This is a genomic window from Natronococcus pandeyae (genome assembly GCF_008122205.1).
GTDB lineage: Archaea > Halobacteriota > Halobacteria > Halobacteriales > Natrialbaceae > Natronococcus > Natronococcus pandeyae.
This window is the reverse complement of the sequence record NZ_PHNJ01000004.1, coordinates 36,955-55,876: the sequence shown is the minus strand read 5'-3', so window position 1 is coordinate 55,876 and position 18,922 is coordinate 36,955. Positions and strand designations below refer to the sequence as shown.

Below are 18,922 nucleotides of genomic sequence, written 5' to 3'. Positions count from 1 at the left end.
CAGTCAATAAACGTTGCGTGGGAAGTGGTTACACAACTCGGCGTATTTTCGGCAACAACGATCAAATTCTGACGAAAGTGAACGGATTTGGCTGCACAACGTGAACTCCGGAACCCGGAGACCGGGCTCGCCTCGTCAGTCGTTCCCACCCCGTCCTCCATCTCGCAATACTTTTTGCCGGCGGTTTCGGACAGTTTACATGGCGAACGAGACTCCCGAGCACGAGCCCTATTCTTCGAAGCTACAGGTACCGGAAGCGCTGACGTTCGACGACGTCCTCCTTCGACCGAAGGAGAGCCGCGTCGAACCAGACGACGCTGACCTCACCTCGCGCGTGTCGAAATCGGTCGAGGTGTCGGTCCCGATTCTCTCCGCCGCGATGGACACCGTCACCGAGAGCGGAATGGCGACCGCGATGGCTCGTCACGGCGGACTCGGTGTCATCCACCGGAACATGAACGTCGACGAGATGGTCGAGGAGATCGAGCGCGTCAAGAGCGCCGACGAACTCATCATCCCCCTCGACTCGGTCGTCACCGCCGATCCCGAGATGACGGTCCGCGAGGTCGACGAGCGGATGGCGCGCGAGGGCGTCGGCGGCGCCCCCGTCGTCAACACGAACGGCGAAGTCCTGGGCATCATCTCGAGCACCGACATCCGGCCCCACCTCGAGGTCAACGAGGACGACCTGGTCACGGAAGCGATGACCGACGAGGTCATCACGGCACCCGAGGATATCGACCCGCGAGAGGCGTTCGAACTGATGTACGAACACAAGATCGAGCGCGTCCCCGTCGTCGACGACGAGAACCTCCTCGTCGGGCTGGTGACGATGCAGGGAATCCTCCAGCGCCGCGAGTACAAGGAAGCCGTCCGCGACGAGGACGGCCGCCTCTGCTGTGGTGTCGCCGTCAGCCCGTTCGAGAGCGAGCGCGCGCTCGCCGCGGACGAGGCCGGCGCGGACGTGCTGTTCATCGACACCGCACACGCACACAACATGAACGTCATCGACGGCGCCCGCGAGATCAAGGAGTCCGTCGAGGCCGACATCGTCGTTGGTAACGTCGGTACCCGGGAGGCCGCCGAGGAACTCGTCGACTTCGCGGACGGCATCAAAGTCGGCATCGGCCCGGGCTCGATCTGTACGACTCGCGTCGTCTCGGGTGCAGGCATGCCCCAGATCACGGCCGTCGCGCAGGTGGCCGACGTCGCGAACGAACACGACGTGCCCGTGATCGCCGACGGCGGCATCCGCTACTCCGGCGACGCGATCAAGGCGGTCGCCGCAGGCGCCGACGCGGTCATGCTCGGCTCGTACTTCGCCGGCACCGACGAGGCCCCCGGCCGCGTCGTCACGATGAACGGCAAGAAGTACAAGCAGTACCGCGGCATGGGAAGCGTCGGCGCGATGAAATCCGGCGACAGCGATCGGTACCTCAAGGAAGACCCCGAGGACGACGACGAGTACGTTCCGGAAGGCGTCGAGGCCGCGACCCCGTACAAGGGCACGCTCAAGTCCGAACTCCACCAGCTTGCAGGCGGCATGCAGTCCGGGATGGGTTACGTCGGCGCGGGGACGATCCCCGAGTTCAAGCAGCGCAGCGAGTTCGTCCGCGTCTCCTCGGCCGGTCAGGCCGAGAGCCACGCCCACGACGTCGTCATCACCGACGAGGCGCCGAACTACTCGCCGAACGAGTAAGTCGAAACCGACTCGAACGAGATCGAACTCGAGTCGCTCCTACGCGACCGATCTACGCGCCGTCGATCCGCGCGCCACCCGTTACGTCTCTTTGAGCGCGGTTCGACGAATTTTTCCCGTCGTCGTCTGGGGCAGTTCGTCGCGGAACTCGATCTCGCGTGGGTACTCGTACTCGGCGAGTCGATCTCGGACCAGTTCCCGGACCTCCTCGCGCAGTACGTCGCCCGTCGACGCGGTTTCGGCGGGCTGGACGACGGCCTTGATAATCTCGCCGCGTCGCTCGTCCGGGATTCCGACGACGCCGACCTGTGCGACCGCCGGGTGCTCGAGAATCGCCTCCTCGACTTCTCGCGGGCCGACGCGGTAGCCGCTCGTGATGATGAGGTCGTCGTCGCGCGATTTGAACCAGAGGTAGCCGTCCTCGTCCCGCTCGGCGAGGTCGCCGGTCAGGTGCCAGTCGTCGCCGTCCGGCCCGTCCTCGAGCGTAACGTGCTCGGTCTTTTCGGGCGCGTTCCAGTACTCCTCGAAGATCACTGGGTCGTCGCCGCGACGGACCGCGATCTCGCCGATCTCGCCCGTCTCGACGCGCCGGCCCGTCTCGGAGTCGAGCACCGCGACGTCGTGACCGGGCACCGGCTTTCCCATGCTGCCCGCCCTCGCCGGGAACCACTCTCGGCAGTTCGTGACGAGCAGGTTCGCCTCCGTCTGGCCGTAGAGTTCGTTGACCGCGGTTCCCGCGAGTTCCTCGTCGGCCCACTCGAGGATCTCGGGCGTTAGCGGCTCCCCGCCGGAACAGATCGCGCGAATCGACAGCTCGTACCGGTCGGTGGGGTCGTCGACGTCCATCAGCATCCGAATCGCCGTCGGCGGCAGGAAGGTGCCGGTGACGTCGAACTCGGCCATGAGTTCGAACGCCGTTTCGGGATCGAACGAGCCCATCGGGTAGCCGACGACCGGCTGGCCGTAGTGCCACGCCGGAAAGACGAGGTCGCCCAGCGCGCCGATCCAGGCCCAGTCGGCGGGCGTCCAGTAGACGGCGTCGTCCCTGACGTCGCGTTCGAAGTACATCGAAAACGCCGGGCAGTGGCCGAGCCAGACGCCGTGGGTGTGGAGTACCCCCTTCGGCTCGCCGGTGCTCCCGCTCGTGTACATGACGATCGCGGGCGTGTCGACGTCGGTGTCGGCGACCTCGTACGCGGTCTCCTCCCAGTCGATCCCCGAAAACCTCGAGACCGGCGCGTCGCCGACCCGCTCCGCTTCCGGCTCTCCGTCGACGACGAGCACGTGCTCGAGCGCCGGACAGTCGGGCGCGACCTCACGGATCGTCTCCCACTGGGAGGCGTCGACGACCGCGATCCGGGCCTCGCTGTCGGTCAGCCGGTAGCGAAGCGCGTCGGTGCCGAACAGCACCGACAGCGGTAGCGAGACGGCACCCAGCTTCCAGCACGCGAGATGTGTGAGGACGTTCGCGGGCTTCTGTGGGACGACGACGGCCACGCGGTCGCCGTACTCGAGCCCGCGCGACTCGAGGGCGTTCGCGACCGCGTTCGACCGCGCGTCGATCTCGTCGAAGGTGTAGGCGTCGTGGTCGCCGTCGGGCGCGGCCTGGTAGAGCGCGACGCGTTCCCCGTCGTCGTGTTTGCCTACCAGATCCGCGGCCGCGTTGAACCCCTCCGGAACGTCCCACGAGAAACTCTCGTGGGCCCCCTCGTACGTCTCGGCGTCGATCGTGACGAAGTACGTCATTCGTGGGATGTGTGGACAGATAGCGAGAAAGAACTACCGCCGTCGGATGGAAAACAGCCTAGAGATGGACGTCCGGCGCCGAGAACGCCCCCTCGTCGATGTCGGGATCGTACTCCTCGAGTCCGGTGCGGACGAGTTCGAACACGGCCCCCTTGCTCCAGCGAGCGGTGTTGATGTGGAGATCGTAGAACTCGCGGTCGTCGATGTCGATCTCGTAGTAGGAGTTGTACCGTCCCGCCTCGCTGACTTCGCGGACCCGCATCTCGGCCTCGGTCTCGATACGATCCTCGATCCGGTCGAGGCGGACGTTCTCGGGAGCGTCGAGCCAGATCCGAAGGTCGGCGCGTTCGCCGGCAAGCCAGCCCGCGAGCCGCGACTCGAGAATGAACGGCTTGTTCGCCATCCCCCACTTCTCGGCGATCTGTTGCAGACGCTGGTCTAACGCGCGGTCGATCTCGTCGGACGCCTCCGCCTGGGCCGTCAGCTGATTCAAGTTCATATCCCGCTCCTCTGCGATCTCGCGGAAGATGTCTCCGCCCGAGACGTACGGGCATCCGATCGCGTCGGCGAGGCGCTCACAGAGCGTCGTCGCCCCACAGCCCGGCGGACCGGAGACAGTGATGAACAGTGTCGTGTCGATCTCGGTCGTCGACGGATCTCCCGTGGACATGCCTGATCGCTCGTCGTTCACCGTAAAAAACGATCCGTCTGCCGCGTCGTGGGACTCGACGACCTAGAGGAACGGCCAGCGCCGCGTTTCGATCTCGACGTCCACGTGATCGAGGCGCGGATCCTCCTCGAGTGCGGCGACGACCTCCGCCTGCGGATCGGCCTCGCTGGTGCTGACCAGCGTCATCCGGCCGTCGTACCGGGTGTCCTCCTCGTCGACCCACTCGATCTCGAGTTTCGCGCGGCGAAACCGCGTCCCCTCGACGTGGCGAATCGACTCGAGATTCTCGAGCGGGACGGCGAAGTTCTCCTCGGCGAGTCCCTCGAGTTCCTCGAGCCGACTGTCCTCGACGAGGGCTCGGTCGCGTTCGCCCATATCGGCTCGCAGCAGCATCGACCGGTAGGACTGGCCGACGTAACACCAGACGAGTCGCTCGTCGGTGACCACCAGTTCCCAGAACTCGATCGAGTTCGGGCGCTGGCGCAGCCATCGCGTGAAGCGGGCGATCGGCTCTTCGCTCGCGGTCATCATCGCTCGAACAGGGCGTGCAGGTCAGCAGGAATTTCCTGACCGTCCTGCGTCGCGATCGAGACGAAGATGAACGCGATCATCGCGACTAGCAACGCGACCGCTTCGACCGGCATCGCTTCCGCGAACGGGTAGGTCGCCATGACGGTCTCGTTGAGCGACTGGGCCCAGCCGGCCTCGAGGGCCTCGGCCATCTCGGCCGGGACGTTGTACACGATGTTGAACGCCATCCCGATAACGAGTGAGGCGATCGCACCCTCCTTCGTCGCTCCCTTCCAATTCAGCCCGAGGACGGCGATGGGAACGAACGCGGCGGCAAAGAAGCCCCAGCTGATCGCCCCCAGGATGCCGACGAGAGCCTGCGAGTAGAAGACGACGACCGTAGACAGGATCGTCAGCGTCGCGAGTGCGGCCTGAGTCACGCGAAGTTCGGTCCTGTCGTCCGTAATCGGGCGTCCCATCGCGCGCGGAATGTCCCGCGAGATGGCCGCTGCACCGATGTTGAGGAACGAGTCGCTCGTCGACATGATCGCCGCAAGCAGCGCCGCGAGGATCAGCCCGGCGATGATACTCCCCGTGTGATCGAGGACGAAGACGGGACCGACCTCCGAGGGAGCGAACGTCTCCTGTCGCTGACCGGCCTCGACCATTGCTCGCATCGAGAGTCCGGCGGAGAACGCGATCAGACTCGAGATCGCGTAGGAGATGGCGGCGATAGGTGCGCCCCACTTCAGGATCGTCATGTCCCGGCTCATGTAGAACTTCGTGATCAGGTGGGGCTGTCCGGCCGCACCGACGGAGAACAGGATCCACCACGAGATGCCGACGAAGACGGCCGTGGTCGCGGTGCCCATCGCTCCGAACGGCGAGATGAGGTTCGGATCCGCGCTCGCCAGGTTCTGGGAGATGTTCCCCATTCCGCCACCGAAGGACATCGCGTAGGCGAAGACGAACCCGGCGCCGACGATCATCGTAATCGCCTGCAGGAAGTCCGTCCAGACGCCGGCGATCATGCCGCCGAGCATGCTGTACAGCAACAGGATCAGGGCACCGCCGAGAAGTCCCCAGATCAGCGGAATGCCGAAGATGGCTCGCATGACGAACTGGAGCGCGGCCAGGTTGACCGCGAGGTAGGCGACGACACCGAGTGCGACGGCGACCCCCGAGAGTCCCCGAACCCAGTCGCTCTCGTACCGGACGTACATCGCGTCGGGAAGGGTCAACACGTTGCGGATGTCGGCGAGTATACGCATTCGCTTCGCGAGGACGACCCACGTGAGCAGGAAGCCAAGCGGTGCCGTGAAGAAGATCCACAGCGCGGTGGTGCCGAACGAGTAGACCAGTTCCGGCCCGCCGACGAAGCCGAATCCGGACTGAATCACCGAGAACGCCGTCAGCGCGAGCACCCACGTCCCGATGCTCTTGCCCGTGATCAGGAAGTCACTCGTCGTGTCGGTCTGCATCCACCCCCAGACGCCGATGAGGATGACGATCAACAGGTACGCCGCTCCGAAGCCGATGATGATCGGATCGTCCGCGATCGGGATCCCCTCCTCCTGGAGCAGGAACGGAGAGAGCGCGGCGAGGCTACTCATCGGTTACCTCACCTCCGTCGGTCGCCTCCACGGTGCGTTTCGGCTGTTCGGGGGCCAGCGGGAACGACTCCCGTCGCTGTTCTTCGCGCGCCTCCTCGAGGATGTCGTCGACGATCTCTTCGCTGGCGATCCGATCGAAGATCAGCGCGTAGTAGACCGCCACCGTAAGCGGCAACAGCCAGATGAAGCCGAAGTAGACGAGCGTCGGTATCGGAACGCCGAGCGCGTAGCTGTACTCGGTCACTCCTGGCTCCCACGTCAGCCAGATCCCGCCGAGACCGAGCAGGAAGAACACGGCCAGCGCGCCGATCAGCCCCGTGTAGGGAGCGAGATCGGGATCGCTGGCGCTTCGCTCGATAGACGCCACTGCGAACACCGAGAGGATGACCCCCGCGCCGACGAACGAGAACACTCTGTACCAGCCGAGACTCGCCGCGATCAGTGCGACGACCGAGAGCACACCGACCGTGGCCATGGTTACGTTTCGCGCCATGAATCTGTCGACCCCCTCGAGTCTGAACGTCGTTTCGTTCCGGTCACACCAGCGTTGAACTCCCCGCGACTCGATCGGCGACCCGTGACCCCGCCCAGATCGGGGTCTGGTCGATCGACTCGCATATCTTTGTTACCACTCATCATAGTACACGACTCAACAGACCGCCGAGAATGTGGTAGTTAACATGTGAACTCCATCCGGCGAACGTCGACTGACGACCGCTTTCCGGCACCGATCCGTCGACGTTTGCGAGTGCTGTCTAACTGTGGACAAACGAGTTTCCACACTCGGTACAGGTCATGCGAAATGCACCGTCGGCCGTAAGTTCGAGCCCGTGACCGGTTTCGTCCGCACAGTCCCGGCAGTACACCAGCGACTCGATCTGGTCCCAGTCGTGTTTCGCATCGGGTGCACCGAACGCGAACCCGACGACGTGCTCCTCGGAGTCGTTGTACCCCATCTGGAAGTCGCCGGGCGCGAACCGGATCACCTCGCCTGCACGGACCACCACCTCCTCGGACTCGTCGCTCCCGCCGTCGCTGCGGCTGTCGTCCGACTCCGACCGCGACTCGCGGACTTCGAACGTGGCGACACCCTCCTGGACGTAGAAGACCTCCTCCTGATCGTGATGGGTGTGCAGTCCGCCCGAAAACGACTCGCCGGGTTCGAGTTCGAAGTAGTTCATCGCGAAGTCGGTGAAGCCGAGGGCCTGCGAGACTGGCCGTCTGACCGAGTGCACGTCCATCGGGTTGCGTTCGACGTCGACGTCGTCGATCGCGGTTTTCTCCATACACAGAAATTTTCACACTGTGATAAAAATCCTCGTGCCAGAGAGGGACACTGGAGGGGTACCTCGAGAGCGTCAGCGTCCCCCCGCGAACCGTCGGTCGAGAACAGCAATACTGACGGTCGTTCGGCACTGAAAGCCGACTGTGAATCGCCGTACGGTACTGCAGTCCGCCGGCGTCGCCGCCGTCGCGAGCCTCGCGGGCTGCGTCGAGGGGGTCGAGGAGCACTTCACGGGCAGCCTCCAGCAGCCGGTCCCCATCGAGATCACGAACGAGGGGGAGCGCCCCTACAACATCCACCTCGAGGGCCGCGACCGGAACGCGGATCGCCAGACCTACGAGGAGAGCTACACGGTGATCCCGGACGAACGAGTCGGCCCCCCGCACATCGAGGGATCCGAACAGCAGTTCCGCGTGACCCGCTTCGGTGACGACCACGGCGCCGATGACCTGGTCGAAACGAGCGCGATCACCGACTCGAGCCAGCTCGTTCTGATCACCATCTACGACGACGAACTCGAACTCGAGGTTATTACTGACGAGGAGGAAGCCGAAGAGCGGGCGAACGAGACGGACGGAGAGGCCGAGGAGCGATCGAACGAGACGGACGAGGACCACGGCGACGACTGAGCCCTGCCCCGTCGACGGATCGCGAACGTCGACCTCGAGTCACGTTCCGCCCTGGTCAGACGACGGTGTTCAGAGGACACCGACTCGCTGAGAGAATCGAAGACCCGAAGCTAATTACTCACGGTAGTATTTGAACACGGCCGGTCAGACGAGACGAACCGGAAGCACAGGACGTTCGGATTGGTCGCCTCGTACTCGTAGCGGTCCGGATCGGCTCGTTCGTCATCGTCCCTGGGAAGATTCCGCGGGGAGAAAGCGATACGGATCGCGGGCGGTCGTCAGGGATACGGGTGGAACGGACGCTCGAGTCGCGGCTCGAAGCCGAGGTCGTCCGGAACCCGCTCTGCTCGCTCGCCGAAGAACGGCTCGCCGGTAAACAGCGGCTGGGCACCGGGGACGACGACCCGGACCGCCTCGAAGCCGAGCTGTTCGACATCGCGCGTCGTCAGCCGCGCCGCGTACGGCGTCAGACCGGCGTCGGCCGTTCGTGAGACGAGTTCCTCGAGCGACTCGAGCCCCGTCGGAACCGAGTCCGGGCCGACGCTCGCCGCGGGAACCGTCCGCTCCACATCGACGAAGTCGCGCGCTGCGGCCGGGAACGAGGCGTACTCGCCGATCGCGCCGGAGGCCTCGTCCGCTTCTTCCGGTCCGAGTCCGCGCAGTTCCATCCAGTTCTGGAGCGCTTCCGCCAGCGCTGACGTCGCCGCTTCGGTGGCGTCGAGCCCCGCCGCGGATCCCGCCGCGAACGCCGGCCACACCTCGTCCTCGCTCGCGTCCGGATCCCGGTGAACCGCGACGGAGACGACCGGGACGTCGACATCCTGCGTGACCAGCATCGGCGTCACGGTGAGCCCCTCGCTCGCCGCGCGGCGCTCGAGGTCGGCGAACGTCTCGTCGTCGACGGCGAGTCCGAGCGGTTCGAACGTCGAGTACCAGGCGAGCATCGTCGCGTCGCGCTCGAGCACTTCGGTCAGCCCCGACAGGAGAGCGTCGACGGGCGAGGAGCCGAGTCCGAGACCGGTCGTGATCGACGGAACGAGTCGCTCGCCGGGCTGGGGGAACTGGACCGCCGCGGCGGGCAGGTGCGCCGTCTCGCCGGTCTCGAGGTTCTCGCCCTCGACCCACCGGTGCTCCTCGCTCGGATCGACGTCGGGGGCGTCGTCGGGCCGGACGAGATCGGTCGGCGAGACCGCGCGCTCGAGGTCGGCTTCGCTCTCGTGGACGAAATCGTTCTCGCGGTAGACGCCGGCGCAGTAGCGCTCGAGCCCCTCGCCGACGGCCTTCATCAGCGCCGCGTTCCAGTCCGGATCGACGCCGGCGGCCTGCGTCGGCGCGCTGGCGTCGCTGTACCCCGACGTGTCGGCCGTCGTCGCGAGGTAGTACGGCGCGGGGAACGACTCGACCTCGCCGATGCTCTCGACGATACCGACCCGGTCGTCGATGGCCTGGTCGGCGTGCTCGACGGCGGTGGCGAGGTCGAACGCGTCGTCGTCGCGCTCGAGCGTCCGGTCTCGCTCGCTGGCCGCGCAACCACAGCCCGGAACCGGGAGGAACCGCCGCCGGTTGTGCGGTACCTCGACGACGTGGCCGATTACCGAGCGTTCCGCGCCGGAGAGGACGCGGACGCACTCCCGGCCGGCGAGCGCGCCGGCGAACCGGGCCGCGCTGCGATCTCCCGTCGGTTCGTCCGCGCGCTCCTCGAGATGCGATTCGACGCGAGCGCGAAGGCAGTCGAAACAGCCCGTGCCAGGGGCGAACCCCGACACGGCGGCGTCGACCGACGGCAGCGGCTGGCCGCCGACGCCGCCGATCTCGACGGCGATCCAGGGGGTGTTGCCCGTCCGGGCGGCTTCGTCCGCCCGGTCGAACGTCGCCGCGCCGGCGACGCCGCTCACGAGGGCAAAACGGGCCTCCTCTATATCCTCGGCTGCTGCGTCTCGAACGTCGACGTCGACGTCTTCGAGCGCGGTCGCGACGGCGTCGCGGACGGGGTCCTCACCGACGACGTGTACGTGCATACCTGAACGTTACAGGCAGGGGTGAAAAACGCCGCGCTCGGCGGGGAAAATCAGGGTTCGGTCTCGTCACGCAGTCGCTCGAGAACCTCCTGTGCGTTCTCGACGGCCTGTTCCTTCTTCGCGGGGTAGGCCTCGACCTTCGCCCGGAACGTGATACCGTCGCCGAGACGGACGTCCTCCGCGAAGGCAGCCTGCTTGTCGAGTCGCAAGAAGAGTTCGGTGTTCTCGGTGACGCGGTCGTCGAGTTCCTTCAGGAGGCTGTCGAGCGACTCGAGGTCGGCCAACCGCGAGAGGACGTGGCGGACGTCGTCGGCGTTCTCGACGCGTGCAGAGAGGACGAGGATGCGGTCGCCGTAGTGGCCCTCGCTCTCGACGCGCTCGATCTCGAACTCCTCGGGCAGGAACGTGCGAAGCGCCTCTTCGACGCGCTTCTCGTCCTCGGTGGCGTAGCAAAACGCGCGTAAGTCGACGTAGTGAAGCGGAATCTGTGGCATCTGCGGGTACAGTACGGATACGGGGGGTGGGAGCGTTCAGTGATCGGCCCGATCGGCCAACCGGAGCGCGGGTTATTCTTCGTCTTCGTCGGCATCGGCGTCGGCGTCGTCAGCCGCCTCGAGATCGTCTTCGGGGACGCCGGTCTCCTGGCCGTCCTCGAAGCTGATCGTGTAGGTGACGTCGCCGAACATCGACTCCATCGTCTGGGTGATAGTGCCGGTCTCTCCGTCGAACTCGCTGTGCTCGTCGTGCAGAACGACGTGGTCGTCTTCCTCGAAGCTCATACTGGCAGTTCCCCGGCGTCGGGTAAAAAGGGACTGATTTATCACGGGGCGTCACTGTGCAGCCGTGGTCAGAACGCACGCAACTGACCGGGTTATCGCATATTCCCGAGCGCGAGAACAGTGTCGGACATGAGCCACGCCTCGTCGTTGGCGGCGTCTTCGATGCTGAGGGCGAAAAACGAGTCCCGGCCGTCGTCGACGGTAATCCGGTAGCTGCGACTGTGGAGGCGGCCGGGTTGCTCGGCTGTGGACGGTTCGGCGGAGGTCACAGCTAGTCTCGGCAATGCGGAGGGAAAACAGATCCGGTTCGGATTTCGGCGTCGGCCGACTGATCGAGAGCTGCCGAGAGAGATGTTCTGTTGTGCGATTTCGGGAGTTAGATATCTAGTTCCTCGACCAGCGTCTCGCCCGCTGCGCTCGAGGATTCGGGACCGCGAGCGGTGATCAGGTCGCCGTCGACGGTAACGCTCGTCTCGGCGTCGAGTTCGGCATCCCAGTTACCGCCGGCGGCTTCGACCTCGTCTGCGACCCAGTAGGGAAGCTTGCGGCCGTTCGGCATGCAGTCGTTCTCGTCGACGATCTCTTCTTCCCACTCGCTGGGGAAGCCGGTTACGTCGCGACCGTTGACGACGAACGCGCCCTGGCTGTCGCGGGCGAACCCGAGGATGCCGACGGCGTGACAGACGACCAGCGCCTTCCCGTCGTCGCCCTCGACCGTATCGCGGAGCAGCCGTCGCGCGTCGCTGTCCTGATTGACGTCCCACTCGGTGCCGTGACCGCCGGGGAAGACGACCGCGTCGAACTCTTCGGCGTCCGCTCGCGCGGTCGGGACCGGATCGTTCAGCCGCTCGTCGTTCTCGTGGACCTCCTGGACGTGCTCGGCGGTTTCCTCACCGACCTCGCTGGGATCGATCGACGTCTCGTCGATCTCCGGCGGGCTTCCCGACGGCGTGGCGACCGTCACCTCGACGCCAGCCTCCGACAGCGTCTCGAGAGGTTCTACGCATTCCTCGCCCCAATAGCCTTCTTCGCTGACGACGAACAGTGCTTTCGTCATAGCCAGTGCTACGGTCGGGAGCCTAAAAACGACCAGCCCTGCCATCGATTCTGCCGCAATCTCGACCGTCGACCTGTCCGGCCCACTGACCGTCTAGACGCCGACAAATGGCTTTTTCGAGATCCGGCTCGTAGACACTGGAGAGGGCCATGGCTGACCGACCAAACCCGTTCGAGAGTCTCGAAGAACTGTTCGGCCGATTGAACCGCCAGTTCGGCGACAAAGCGCAGACGTGGGAGATGGAGACCGGCGGCGAGAGCCAGTTCGACTTCGGGGCGGCATCGACGAATCTCGATCTCGCCGATCACGGTGACGAGTTCGTGGTCACCGTCGACGTTCCGGGCTACGAAGCCGACGATCTCACCAGCAGCATCTCCGGGGAGACGCTGCTCGTCAGCGGTGAGCGCGAGCGCGAAACCGCCGACGACGAGGACGACAGATACATTCGCCGCGAGCGACAGCTACAGTCGTTCAGCCGGCAGGTTCAGCTTCCCGAACCGGTCGACGTCGACGCGGTCCACGCCACGGTCAACAACGGCGTCCTGACGATCCACCTCCCCAAACTCGAGGCGTCCGGAGCGTCCCACTCGATCGACATCGACTGAGTCGGCCGGCTCCGTTTCGCGTTCCATCTACTCTTCTTCGAGGCGGAGCGCCTCGAAGAATCGGTGCTGGAGCCGTCGTCCGACGAACCCGAGCAGTTCGTCGGCCTCCTCGTCGACGTCGTCGGCGAACAGCCCCAGTTCGATTCGACCGCCGGCCATGTCGTGGTGACCCCCTACCGACCCGAGATCGTCGTAGCCGGATATGAGCGCCTCGCCGATGTGAATTCGCGGGTCGATCGAGCGGGCGCTCAGGCGGATCGCATCGTCGACGATACCGTAGACCAGCACCGTGTCCACCCCCTCGAGGTTGAGCAGGTAGTCTGCGGCCTGCGGGAGCGCATCTGTCTCGGGGGTCTTCCCGACGTTGGCGACGAGCGACGAACTCCGCCGTTCCCGGGTGGAGATTGCCCGGCCGATGGCGTCGAGCGTCGCCGGCGAGAACGCGCTGCCGTACAGCTGTTCGAGCAGTTCGAGGTCCGCCGCCGAGTAGACGGCGAGTGCGGCCTCGTACTCGCGTCTGGTCGGCTCGCGGACGAAGTCGAGTCGCTCCCGGTGTAACGCGAAGAGCAGCGCCGAGGCGAGGCGGACGGTCAGTTCGATCTCGAGGTCCTCGAGATACTCGATAAAGATGGTTACCGTCGCACCGTAGTCGATCCGAACGTCCACGAACGTCCCGTCGGCCGGCTCGCCGGGATGATGATCGACGACGATCTCCGGCGTGACGCTCGTCGGAAGTTCGGTGTTCGCACCGGGCTGGGAGTGATCGACGAAGGCGACCGTATCGTACAACTCGAGGTCGGTCGCACTGATCGCCTGGAGCGAGACGTCGAGCATGTTGACGAACGCGCGGTTTTGCTGGTGAGAGATCTCGCCGCCGTAGGCGATCGTCACGTCGTCGACGTCCTGGTCGGTCGCGATCGTCTCGAGGGCGAGGGCGCTGGCGAGACAGTCCGGGTCGGGATTATCGTGACAGATAATCGCCAGCGACTCACTCGTCTCGAGAACGGATGCGAGCTCGGCCGCGCGGGACATGCATCCTACTATGGGGCCGAGACGTTTGAACTTCCTCCCGGTTCCAGTGAGTATACAGCGGTAAGTATACGTTTTTCGCGGGTAGCGTCGTCCTACGACAGTCGCAATACCGTCGGATCGAAGGCAACGATTCGATACCTGTCGTCGACGGTGACGGTTTCAGCCAGATCAAGCAGGTCTGATTCTGCGTCGGACAGCGGTGACCTGTCCCTCCAAGCCGAGTCACCGAGACGTGCGTCTTCCCGTCCCTCGAAACCGGACCACCGCCTGACGGCGTACACTTATGGGACGGCGTCACACTGCTTCGAGTATGCGAGATGCGTACCTCGTCGGCGCGGGACAGTCGGCGTTCGGAGCCTTTCCCGAGAAGAGCTATCGATCACTGTTTCGAACGGCGTTCGAGGCGGCCGTCGAGAGCGTTCCCGACGGCCTCGAGCCGGGAGACGTAGACGAGGCGTTCGTGGGGACCCTCGGCGTCGGCGGTCGCCAACTCGGCCTCTCGGGGCCGGCCGTCACCGAACACGTGGGCCTCGGTGGGGTGCCGTGTACCCGCGTCGAGAACGCCTGCGCGGCGAGCGGATTCGCCGTCCGCCAGGCCGTCCAGGCCGTCAAGTCGGGGATGGCCGATGTCGTCCTCGCGGGCGGGTTCGAGGTCATGTCCGATCTAAGCTCCGACGCGGCGAAGTACTGGCTCGGCGTCTCCGGCGAAACCGAGTGGGAGCGCCTCTCGGGAACCACGTTCGCCGGCGTCTACGCCCAGATGGCGAGCGTCCACATGGAGCAGTACGGAACGACCGGAGAACAGCTCTCCCGGGTCGCCGTCAAGAATCACGCAAACGGGGCGAAAAACCCTCACGCTCAGCTGGGCTTCGAGTGTTCGCTCGAGGACGCCCAGTCCGCGCCAGTGGTCGCGGACCCGCTGAACCTCTATCACTGCTGTCCGACCTCCGACGGTGCGGCCTGTGCGCTGATCGTCAGCGAAGACGTCGTCGGAGAGTACACGGACGAGCCGATTCGGGTCGCCGGCGTCGGCGCCGGGAGCGACAGCGTCGGGCTCTTCCAGCGCGACAGCTACACCGGCGTCCCCGCGAGCGAGCGGGCGGCCGAGTCGGCCTACGAGATGGCCGAAATCGAGCCCGAGGACCTCGACTTCGCGGAGGTCCACGACTGCTTTGCGATCGCCGAGCTGCTGGCCTACGAGGATCTGGGCTTCTGTGAGCGCGGCGAGGCCGGGCAGCTGATCGAGTCCGGTGCGACCGAACCCACCGGGAAACTCCCCGTCAACACCTCCGGCGGGCTCAAGTCGAAGGGCCACCCCATCGGCGCGACGGGCGCCGGACAGGTCGTCGAGGCGTTCAAACAGCTCTCCGGGACGGCGGGGCCGCGACAGCTCGAGAACCCGACGCGCGGCCTCACCCACAACGTCGGCGGCAGCGGGGGTGCGGCGGTCGTCCACGTATTCGAGCGCGAGGGCGCGGAGGTGGACGCATGAGCCCGACCGCGATCACCGGCGTCGGCGCGTACGCACCCCGGTTCCGGATCACCGCCGAGGCGTTCGAGGAGGCCTGGGGACAGTTCCAGGCGTCGGGCGTGAACGAAAAGGCCGTCCCCGCCGCTGACGAGGACTCGCTGACGATGGCCTACGAGGCGGCCGCGAAGGCGCTCGAGACCGCCGATCTCGCGCCCGGGAGCGTCGACTGGCTGGCGTTCGCCTCCTCGCGACCGCCGCTCGAGGAGGAGGAACTGACCGCCCGTCTCGGTGCGATGGTCGGGCTCCCCGAGACGACCACCGGATACAGCTTCACGGGCAGCACGCGGGCTGGCACCCGCGCGCTCTGGGCCGGGATGGACGCCCTCGAGAGCGACGCAGAGACCGCGCTCGTCGTCGCGGCCGACGCGCCTCGAGGGGCGCCCGACGAGGACGTCGATCACGCTGCGGGTGCGGGCGCCGCGGCGTTCGTCCTCGAGTCCGACGGCCCGGCAGCGATCGTCGACCGCGGGACGTACGCTGCTCCGTATCCCGGCAGTCGGTTCCGCGAGACCGGTTCGGACGAGACCCAGGGGCTCGACGTCACCGGGTACGATCGGCAGGCGTTCACCGAGACGATCCGCGGCGCCGTCGACGAACTCGAGGTCGACGCCGAACCGGACGCCGCAGCGATTCAGGCTCCCGACGGAAAACTCCCGTACCGTGCGGCGAGCGCCGCCGGCGTCGGCACCGACGCGATTCAGGCCTGCGCGACCGTCCACGACCTCGGCGACCTCGGCGCGGCAAGCGTCCCCGTCTCGCTCGCCACCGCGCTCGCGGACGGACACGACTCGATCCTCGCCGTCTCCCACGGTAGCGGCGCCGGAGCGGACGCGATCGTCCTCGAGTCAGCGGGCGAGGTTTCCGTCGAGAGCGCGCTCGAGGGCGGCGATTCCCTCTCGTACGCCGAGTACCTTCGCCAGCGCGGCGTCGTCACGAGCGGGCCGCCCTCCGGCGGGGGTGCCTACGTCAGCGTGCCGTCGTGGCGACGGTCGCTCCCGCAGCGCTATCGCCTCGAGGCCGGCCGCTGCGTCGAGTGCGACGCGCTCTCGTTCCCGCCGAGCGGCGCCTGTGACGACTGCGGCGCGCTCGCAGAGTACGAACCCGTTCCGCTCACCGGTGAGGGAACCGTCGAGGCCGTGACGACGATCTCCCAGGGCGGCGCGCCGCCCGAGTTCGCCGACCAGCAGGCTCGCTCCGGCGACTACGCGGCCGCGATCGTCGCACTCGAGTCACCGGACGGCGAGACGGTCAGCGCGCCTGCGATGGGAACCGACGCCGAACCGGCGGCGTTCGCGGTCGGCGACCGAGTCGAGACGACGATCCGTCGCATCTACACACAGGAGGGTGTGACCCGGTACGGGTTCAAAGTGCGACAGCAGACGGACTGACGCCAGACGCTCAGTCGCCAGTCAGCGCCTCGCTCGCCGGTGCGAACGAGATTTCGGTTCCGAGCCCTTCCTCGAGTGCCTTCTCGTAGAGCATGTACGCCGCGGCAACCGTCTCGATCCCGGTGCCGCCGCTGTCGAAGACGGTAATCTCCTCGTCGTCCATGCGGCCGGATGCGTTCCCGGCGACGACCTCGCCGAGTTCCGCGTGGATGTCGTCCTCGCTCACGACGCCTGCCTCGAGCGCCGCGAGGAACGATCCCGCGTCGAACGTCGCCCGCTCTCGCAGGTCCGGGACGTACGTCGCTCGCTCGATCGTGGTCGTATCCAGTTCGCGCTTGTCCTTGCTGTACTGACCCATCGCGGTGACGTGTGTTCCAGGCTCGAGGTCGTCGCCGTCGAACACGGGTTCGCTCGCCTTCGTCGCCGTTATCACCACGTCCGCGCCGGCCAGGGCGTCCGCGCTCGAGGAGACGGGACGGACGTCGGCCTCGAGTTCCGAGTCGAACGCTTCGGCGAACGCTTCGCGGTGGTCCGGCGTTGGCGAGTAGACGCGGACATCGGTGAACTCGCGGACGGTCGCCGTCGCGCGGAGTTGACCACGGGCCTGTGCACCGCTGCCGACGATCGCGAGCGTCTCCGCGTCCTCGCGTGCGAGTTCGTCGACGCCGACGGCGCCGGCGGCGCCGGTCTTGAACGGATTCATGCTCGCGCCGTCGAGCAGGGCGAGCGGTTCGCCGCTGTCGGCGTCGAAGAGCGGTGTCATAAACCAGGCGTCGCCGGCCCCAAATCCGGCGCTGTACATGTAGCCGCCCATCGCACCGGTGTCCGGCAGGATGGCGGCGTAGCTGGTGAACATCCCCTCGGGGTCGGCCCGGAAGAACTTCGACCGCGGCTCGGCGGAGGCGCCCTCACCGCGCTGGCGGTACCCCTCTCGAACGGCCGCGACGTACTCTGCGGGCGACGCGAGGCCGGCGACGTCTTCGCTTGTAAGAAACAGCGTCTCGGTCATACGAAACAACAGGACGCCGAGAGAGAAAAAGAAGGGGAACGAAAGAACGAGAGAGACTGGATCAGTCCGCGTTGAGCGGCGGCCGAGCCGACTTCGCGTCGTCGGTGACGTCCGCTGGAGTATTGACGAACATCGCGTGGCCGATAATCGTCATTGCGGCGAACGCACCGATCGGGACTGCTGTGGTCAACGACAGCCCCACGATCATCAGTGCGGCGGTGATGCCGACCAGTGCGACTGGGATCAACCCGAGAACAATGTCGTAATATCCAGTCATAATCTATTCTATAGTATGAGGAATAGCCATATAAGTGTTGTCCATAGTTTCCCCATAGTGGATTCATTTCCAATTTGAATTTGCAGTGCTGGATAGCCATAACTTATGGGACAATTATTTCAACTTGGTTTTGTAGAATATTTATTTCCGAATAGGAGTTATACTGGTAGGAAATACGATAGTAATTCCAACGCCGTTAGTATTAAACGCTATACTGAGGCGCATTCATCCGTTGTTCTCCGAAGACATTCTCCAATAGATCCATAATGATCGTATATGCTTTTTATTTCACCACAGAATTCAGCGTATACGAGTCGTGATACGTCGGTCGCAGGTGACGGCGAAGGATATCAAGAGAGGCGGGGACGGGACGGAAGAACGGTGAGCGACTACGACCGCGAGCTGGCGTACGCCGCGTAGCCGATTCGCCAACCGCCGAGCACGAGGAGTCCGAATCCGGTGATCACGAGTGGGAACAGCCCGGTCGCACCGCCGTCGAACAGCGACGACGCCCGCAGGATCAGTCCGACGTTCGCCGCCGCGACCCACGCGACCGTCGTGACGCGGGCCGTTCGAGTCACCGACGAGGAGACACCGGGTGCGTAGACGCCTGCCAGCGCCGCCATAACGAGCCAGCCGACGAGGAACGGGATCACTGTCTCGAGCGCCGCGAGTGGTTCTGCGAGCGGGGCAATGCCGTGGCTCCGCTGTCCGACGAGAATCATCCCGGTCAGCAGTGCCACGTCCACACCGCCGAGTGCGATCGTCTCCCGGTCGAGAGCACCGCCCGGATTGCTCGAGCGAACTGCGGCATCCATACGCCGAACTCGGCCCGCCGACCCTATACGATTTGCTGTCCTGTTTGCAGAACGGCGTTGGCGCTGCAGCGAGTCCAACCGGCAAAAGCGATCGAAAGCGGGCCCGTTTCGATCGACCACCACGAAAAAACCTGACAGAGGAGTCGCCGAGGAGTCACCGAGGACCTTTGGACAGACGCATCTTCGTGCGAGGGCCACCTCGCACGGCTGTTCGGACGGCTCCTTGGAACTTCGTTATCTGCTCCTTTCGCTCCGC

General features: G+C 65.6%; 20 protein-coding genes. 5 read left to right on the top strand and 15 right to left on the bottom strand.

Annotated features, from left to right (window positions below; translation table 11 throughout):
• The first annotated feature begins 199 nt into the window (after positions 1-199).
• A complete protein-coding gene (gene guaB, locus CV102_RS09190) occupies positions 200-1,699 on the top strand; it encodes an IMP dehydrogenase (protein ID WP_148857671.1) in 1,500 nt (499 codons plus the stop codon).
• 81 nt (positions 1,700-1,780) lie between these two features.
• Here the strand turns inward: guaB and CV102_RS09185 are convergent, their stop codons facing one another.
• The 6 genes from CV102_RS09185 to CV102_RS09160 form a co-directional block, all read right to left on the bottom strand.
• On the bottom strand, positions 1,781-3,445 hold the full coding sequence (locus CV102_RS09185) for an AMP-binding protein (protein WP_148857670.1): 1,665 nt from the start codon (positions 3,443-3,445) through the stop codon (positions 1,781-1,783).
• A 58-nt stretch (positions 3,446-3,503) separates the two neighbouring features.
• The gene (cmk, locus tag CV102_RS09180; protein WP_148857669.1) at positions 3,504-4,115 is read right to left on the bottom strand and encodes a (d)CMP kinase; all 612 of its coding nucleotides are present in this window, start codon (positions 4,113-4,115) and stop codon (positions 3,504-3,506) included.
• A 63-nt stretch (positions 4,116-4,178) separates the two neighbouring features.
• Positions 4,179-4,646: a hypothetical protein gene (locus CV102_RS09175; RefSeq protein WP_148857668.1), complete on the bottom strand. Its 468-nt coding sequence runs from the start codon at positions 4,644-4,646 to the stop codon at positions 4,179-4,181.
• Positions 4,643-6,238: a sodium:solute symporter family transporter gene (locus CV102_RS09170; protein ID WP_148857666.1), complete on the bottom strand. Its 1,596-nt coding sequence runs from the start codon at positions 6,236-6,238 to the stop codon at positions 4,643-4,645. The genes CV102_RS09175 and CV102_RS09170 overlap by 4 nt, the downstream gene beginning before the upstream one ends.
• On the bottom strand, positions 6,231-6,731 hold the full coding sequence (locus tag CV102_RS09165; RefSeq protein ID WP_148857664.1) for a hypothetical protein: 501 nt from the start codon (positions 6,729-6,731) through the stop codon (positions 6,231-6,233). Before CV102_RS09165 ends, CV102_RS09170 begins: the two co-directional genes overlap by 8 nt.
• Positions 6,732-6,993: 262 nt before the next feature.
• On the bottom strand, positions 6,994-7,524 hold the full coding sequence (locus tag CV102_RS09160) for a cupin domain-containing protein (protein ID WP_148857662.1): 531 nt from the start codon (positions 7,522-7,524) through the stop codon (positions 6,994-6,996).
• Between the two features lie 142 nt (positions 7,525-7,666).
• On the opposite strand from CV102_RS09160, the gene CV102_RS09155 reads away from it, so the two are divergent.
• Positions 7,667-8,152 carry a twin-arginine translocation signal domain-containing protein gene (locus CV102_RS09155; RefSeq protein ID WP_148857660.1) on the top strand — a complete coding sequence of 162 codons (486 nt, stop codon included), beginning with the start codon at positions 7,667-7,669 and terminating at the stop codon, positions 8,150-8,152.
• 278 nt (positions 8,153-8,430) lie between these two features.
• Here the strand turns inward: CV102_RS09155 and CV102_RS09150 are convergent, their stop codons facing one another.
• The 5 genes from CV102_RS09150 to CV102_RS09135 form a co-directional block, all read right to left on the bottom strand.
• Complete coding sequence (locus CV102_RS09150; RefSeq protein ID WP_148857658.1) at positions 8,431-10,170, bottom strand: YcaO-like family protein; 1,740 nt, start codon at positions 10,168-10,170, stop codon at positions 8,431-8,433.
• Positions 10,171-10,220: 50 nt separating this feature from the next.
• Positions 10,221-10,664 carry an RNA-binding protein gene (locus tag CV102_RS09145; protein WP_148857656.1) on the bottom strand — a complete coding sequence of 148 codons (444 nt, stop codon included), beginning with the start codon at positions 10,662-10,664 and terminating at the stop codon, positions 10,221-10,223.
• Positions 10,665-10,736: 72 nt separating this feature from the next.
• Entirely contained in the window at positions 10,737-10,949 is a 213-nt protein-coding gene (locus CV102_RS09140; RefSeq protein WP_148857654.1) for a DUF1918 domain-containing protein, read from the bottom strand.
• A 92-nt stretch (positions 10,950-11,041) separates the two neighbouring features.
• Positions 11,042-11,218: a hypothetical protein gene (locus CV102_RS25850; RefSeq protein ID WP_187432906.1), complete on the bottom strand. Its 177-nt coding sequence runs from the start codon at positions 11,216-11,218 to the stop codon at positions 11,042-11,044.
• Positions 11,219-11,325: 107 nt separating this feature from the next.
• Entirely contained in the window at positions 11,326-12,006 is a 681-nt protein-coding gene (locus tag CV102_RS09135) for a type 1 glutamine amidotransferase domain-containing protein (protein WP_148857652.1), read from the bottom strand.
• 149 nt (positions 12,007-12,155) lie between these two features.
• Here CV102_RS09135 and CV102_RS09130 point away from each other — a divergent pair, with 149 nt between their 5' ends.
• Positions 12,156-12,611, top strand: a complete 456-nt coding sequence (locus CV102_RS09130) for an Hsp20/alpha crystallin family protein (protein ID WP_148857650.1) — start codon at positions 12,156-12,158, stop codon at positions 12,609-12,611.
• Positions 12,612-12,638: 27 nt separating this feature from the next.
• Here CV102_RS09130 and CV102_RS09125 read toward each other — a convergent pair whose 3' ends face one another.
• Positions 12,639-13,643: a DHH family phosphoesterase gene (locus CV102_RS09125; RefSeq protein ID WP_148857648.1), complete on the bottom strand. Its 1,005-nt coding sequence runs from the start codon at positions 13,641-13,643 to the stop codon at positions 12,639-12,641.
• Positions 13,644-13,953: 310 nt separating this feature from the next.
• Between CV102_RS09125 and CV102_RS09120 the strand changes: the two genes are divergently transcribed.
• Positions 13,954-15,135, top strand: coding sequence for a thiolase domain-containing protein (locus CV102_RS09120; RefSeq protein ID WP_148857646.1), 1,182 nt, complete (start codon positions 13,954-13,956; stop codon positions 15,133-15,135).
• A complete protein-coding gene (locus CV102_RS09115) occupies positions 15,132-16,562 on the top strand; it encodes a zinc ribbon domain-containing protein (protein ID WP_148857644.1) in 1,431 nt (476 codons plus the stop codon). Before CV102_RS09120 ends, CV102_RS09115 begins: the two co-directional genes overlap by 4 nt.
• A 10-nt stretch (positions 16,563-16,572) precedes the next feature.
• On the opposite strand, the gene CV102_RS09110 is transcribed toward CV102_RS09115, so the two are convergent.
• The 3 genes from CV102_RS09110 to CV102_RS09100 form a co-directional block, all read right to left on the bottom strand.
• Positions 16,573-17,571 carry an ornithine cyclodeaminase family protein gene (locus CV102_RS09110; protein ID WP_148857642.1) on the bottom strand — a complete coding sequence of 333 codons (999 nt, stop codon included), beginning with the start codon at positions 17,569-17,571 and terminating at the stop codon, positions 16,573-16,575.
• 61 nt (positions 17,572-17,632) lie between these two features.
• Positions 17,633-17,848: a hypothetical protein gene (locus CV102_RS09105; protein ID WP_148857640.1), complete on the bottom strand. Its 216-nt coding sequence runs from the start codon at positions 17,846-17,848 to the stop codon at positions 17,633-17,635.
• Positions 17,849-18,237: 389 nt separating this feature from the next.
• Positions 18,238-18,666, bottom strand: coding sequence for a DUF3054 domain-containing protein (locus tag CV102_RS09100; protein ID WP_148857638.1), 429 nt, complete (start codon positions 18,664-18,666; stop codon positions 18,238-18,240).
• Positions 18,667-18,922: the final 256 nt, after the last annotated feature.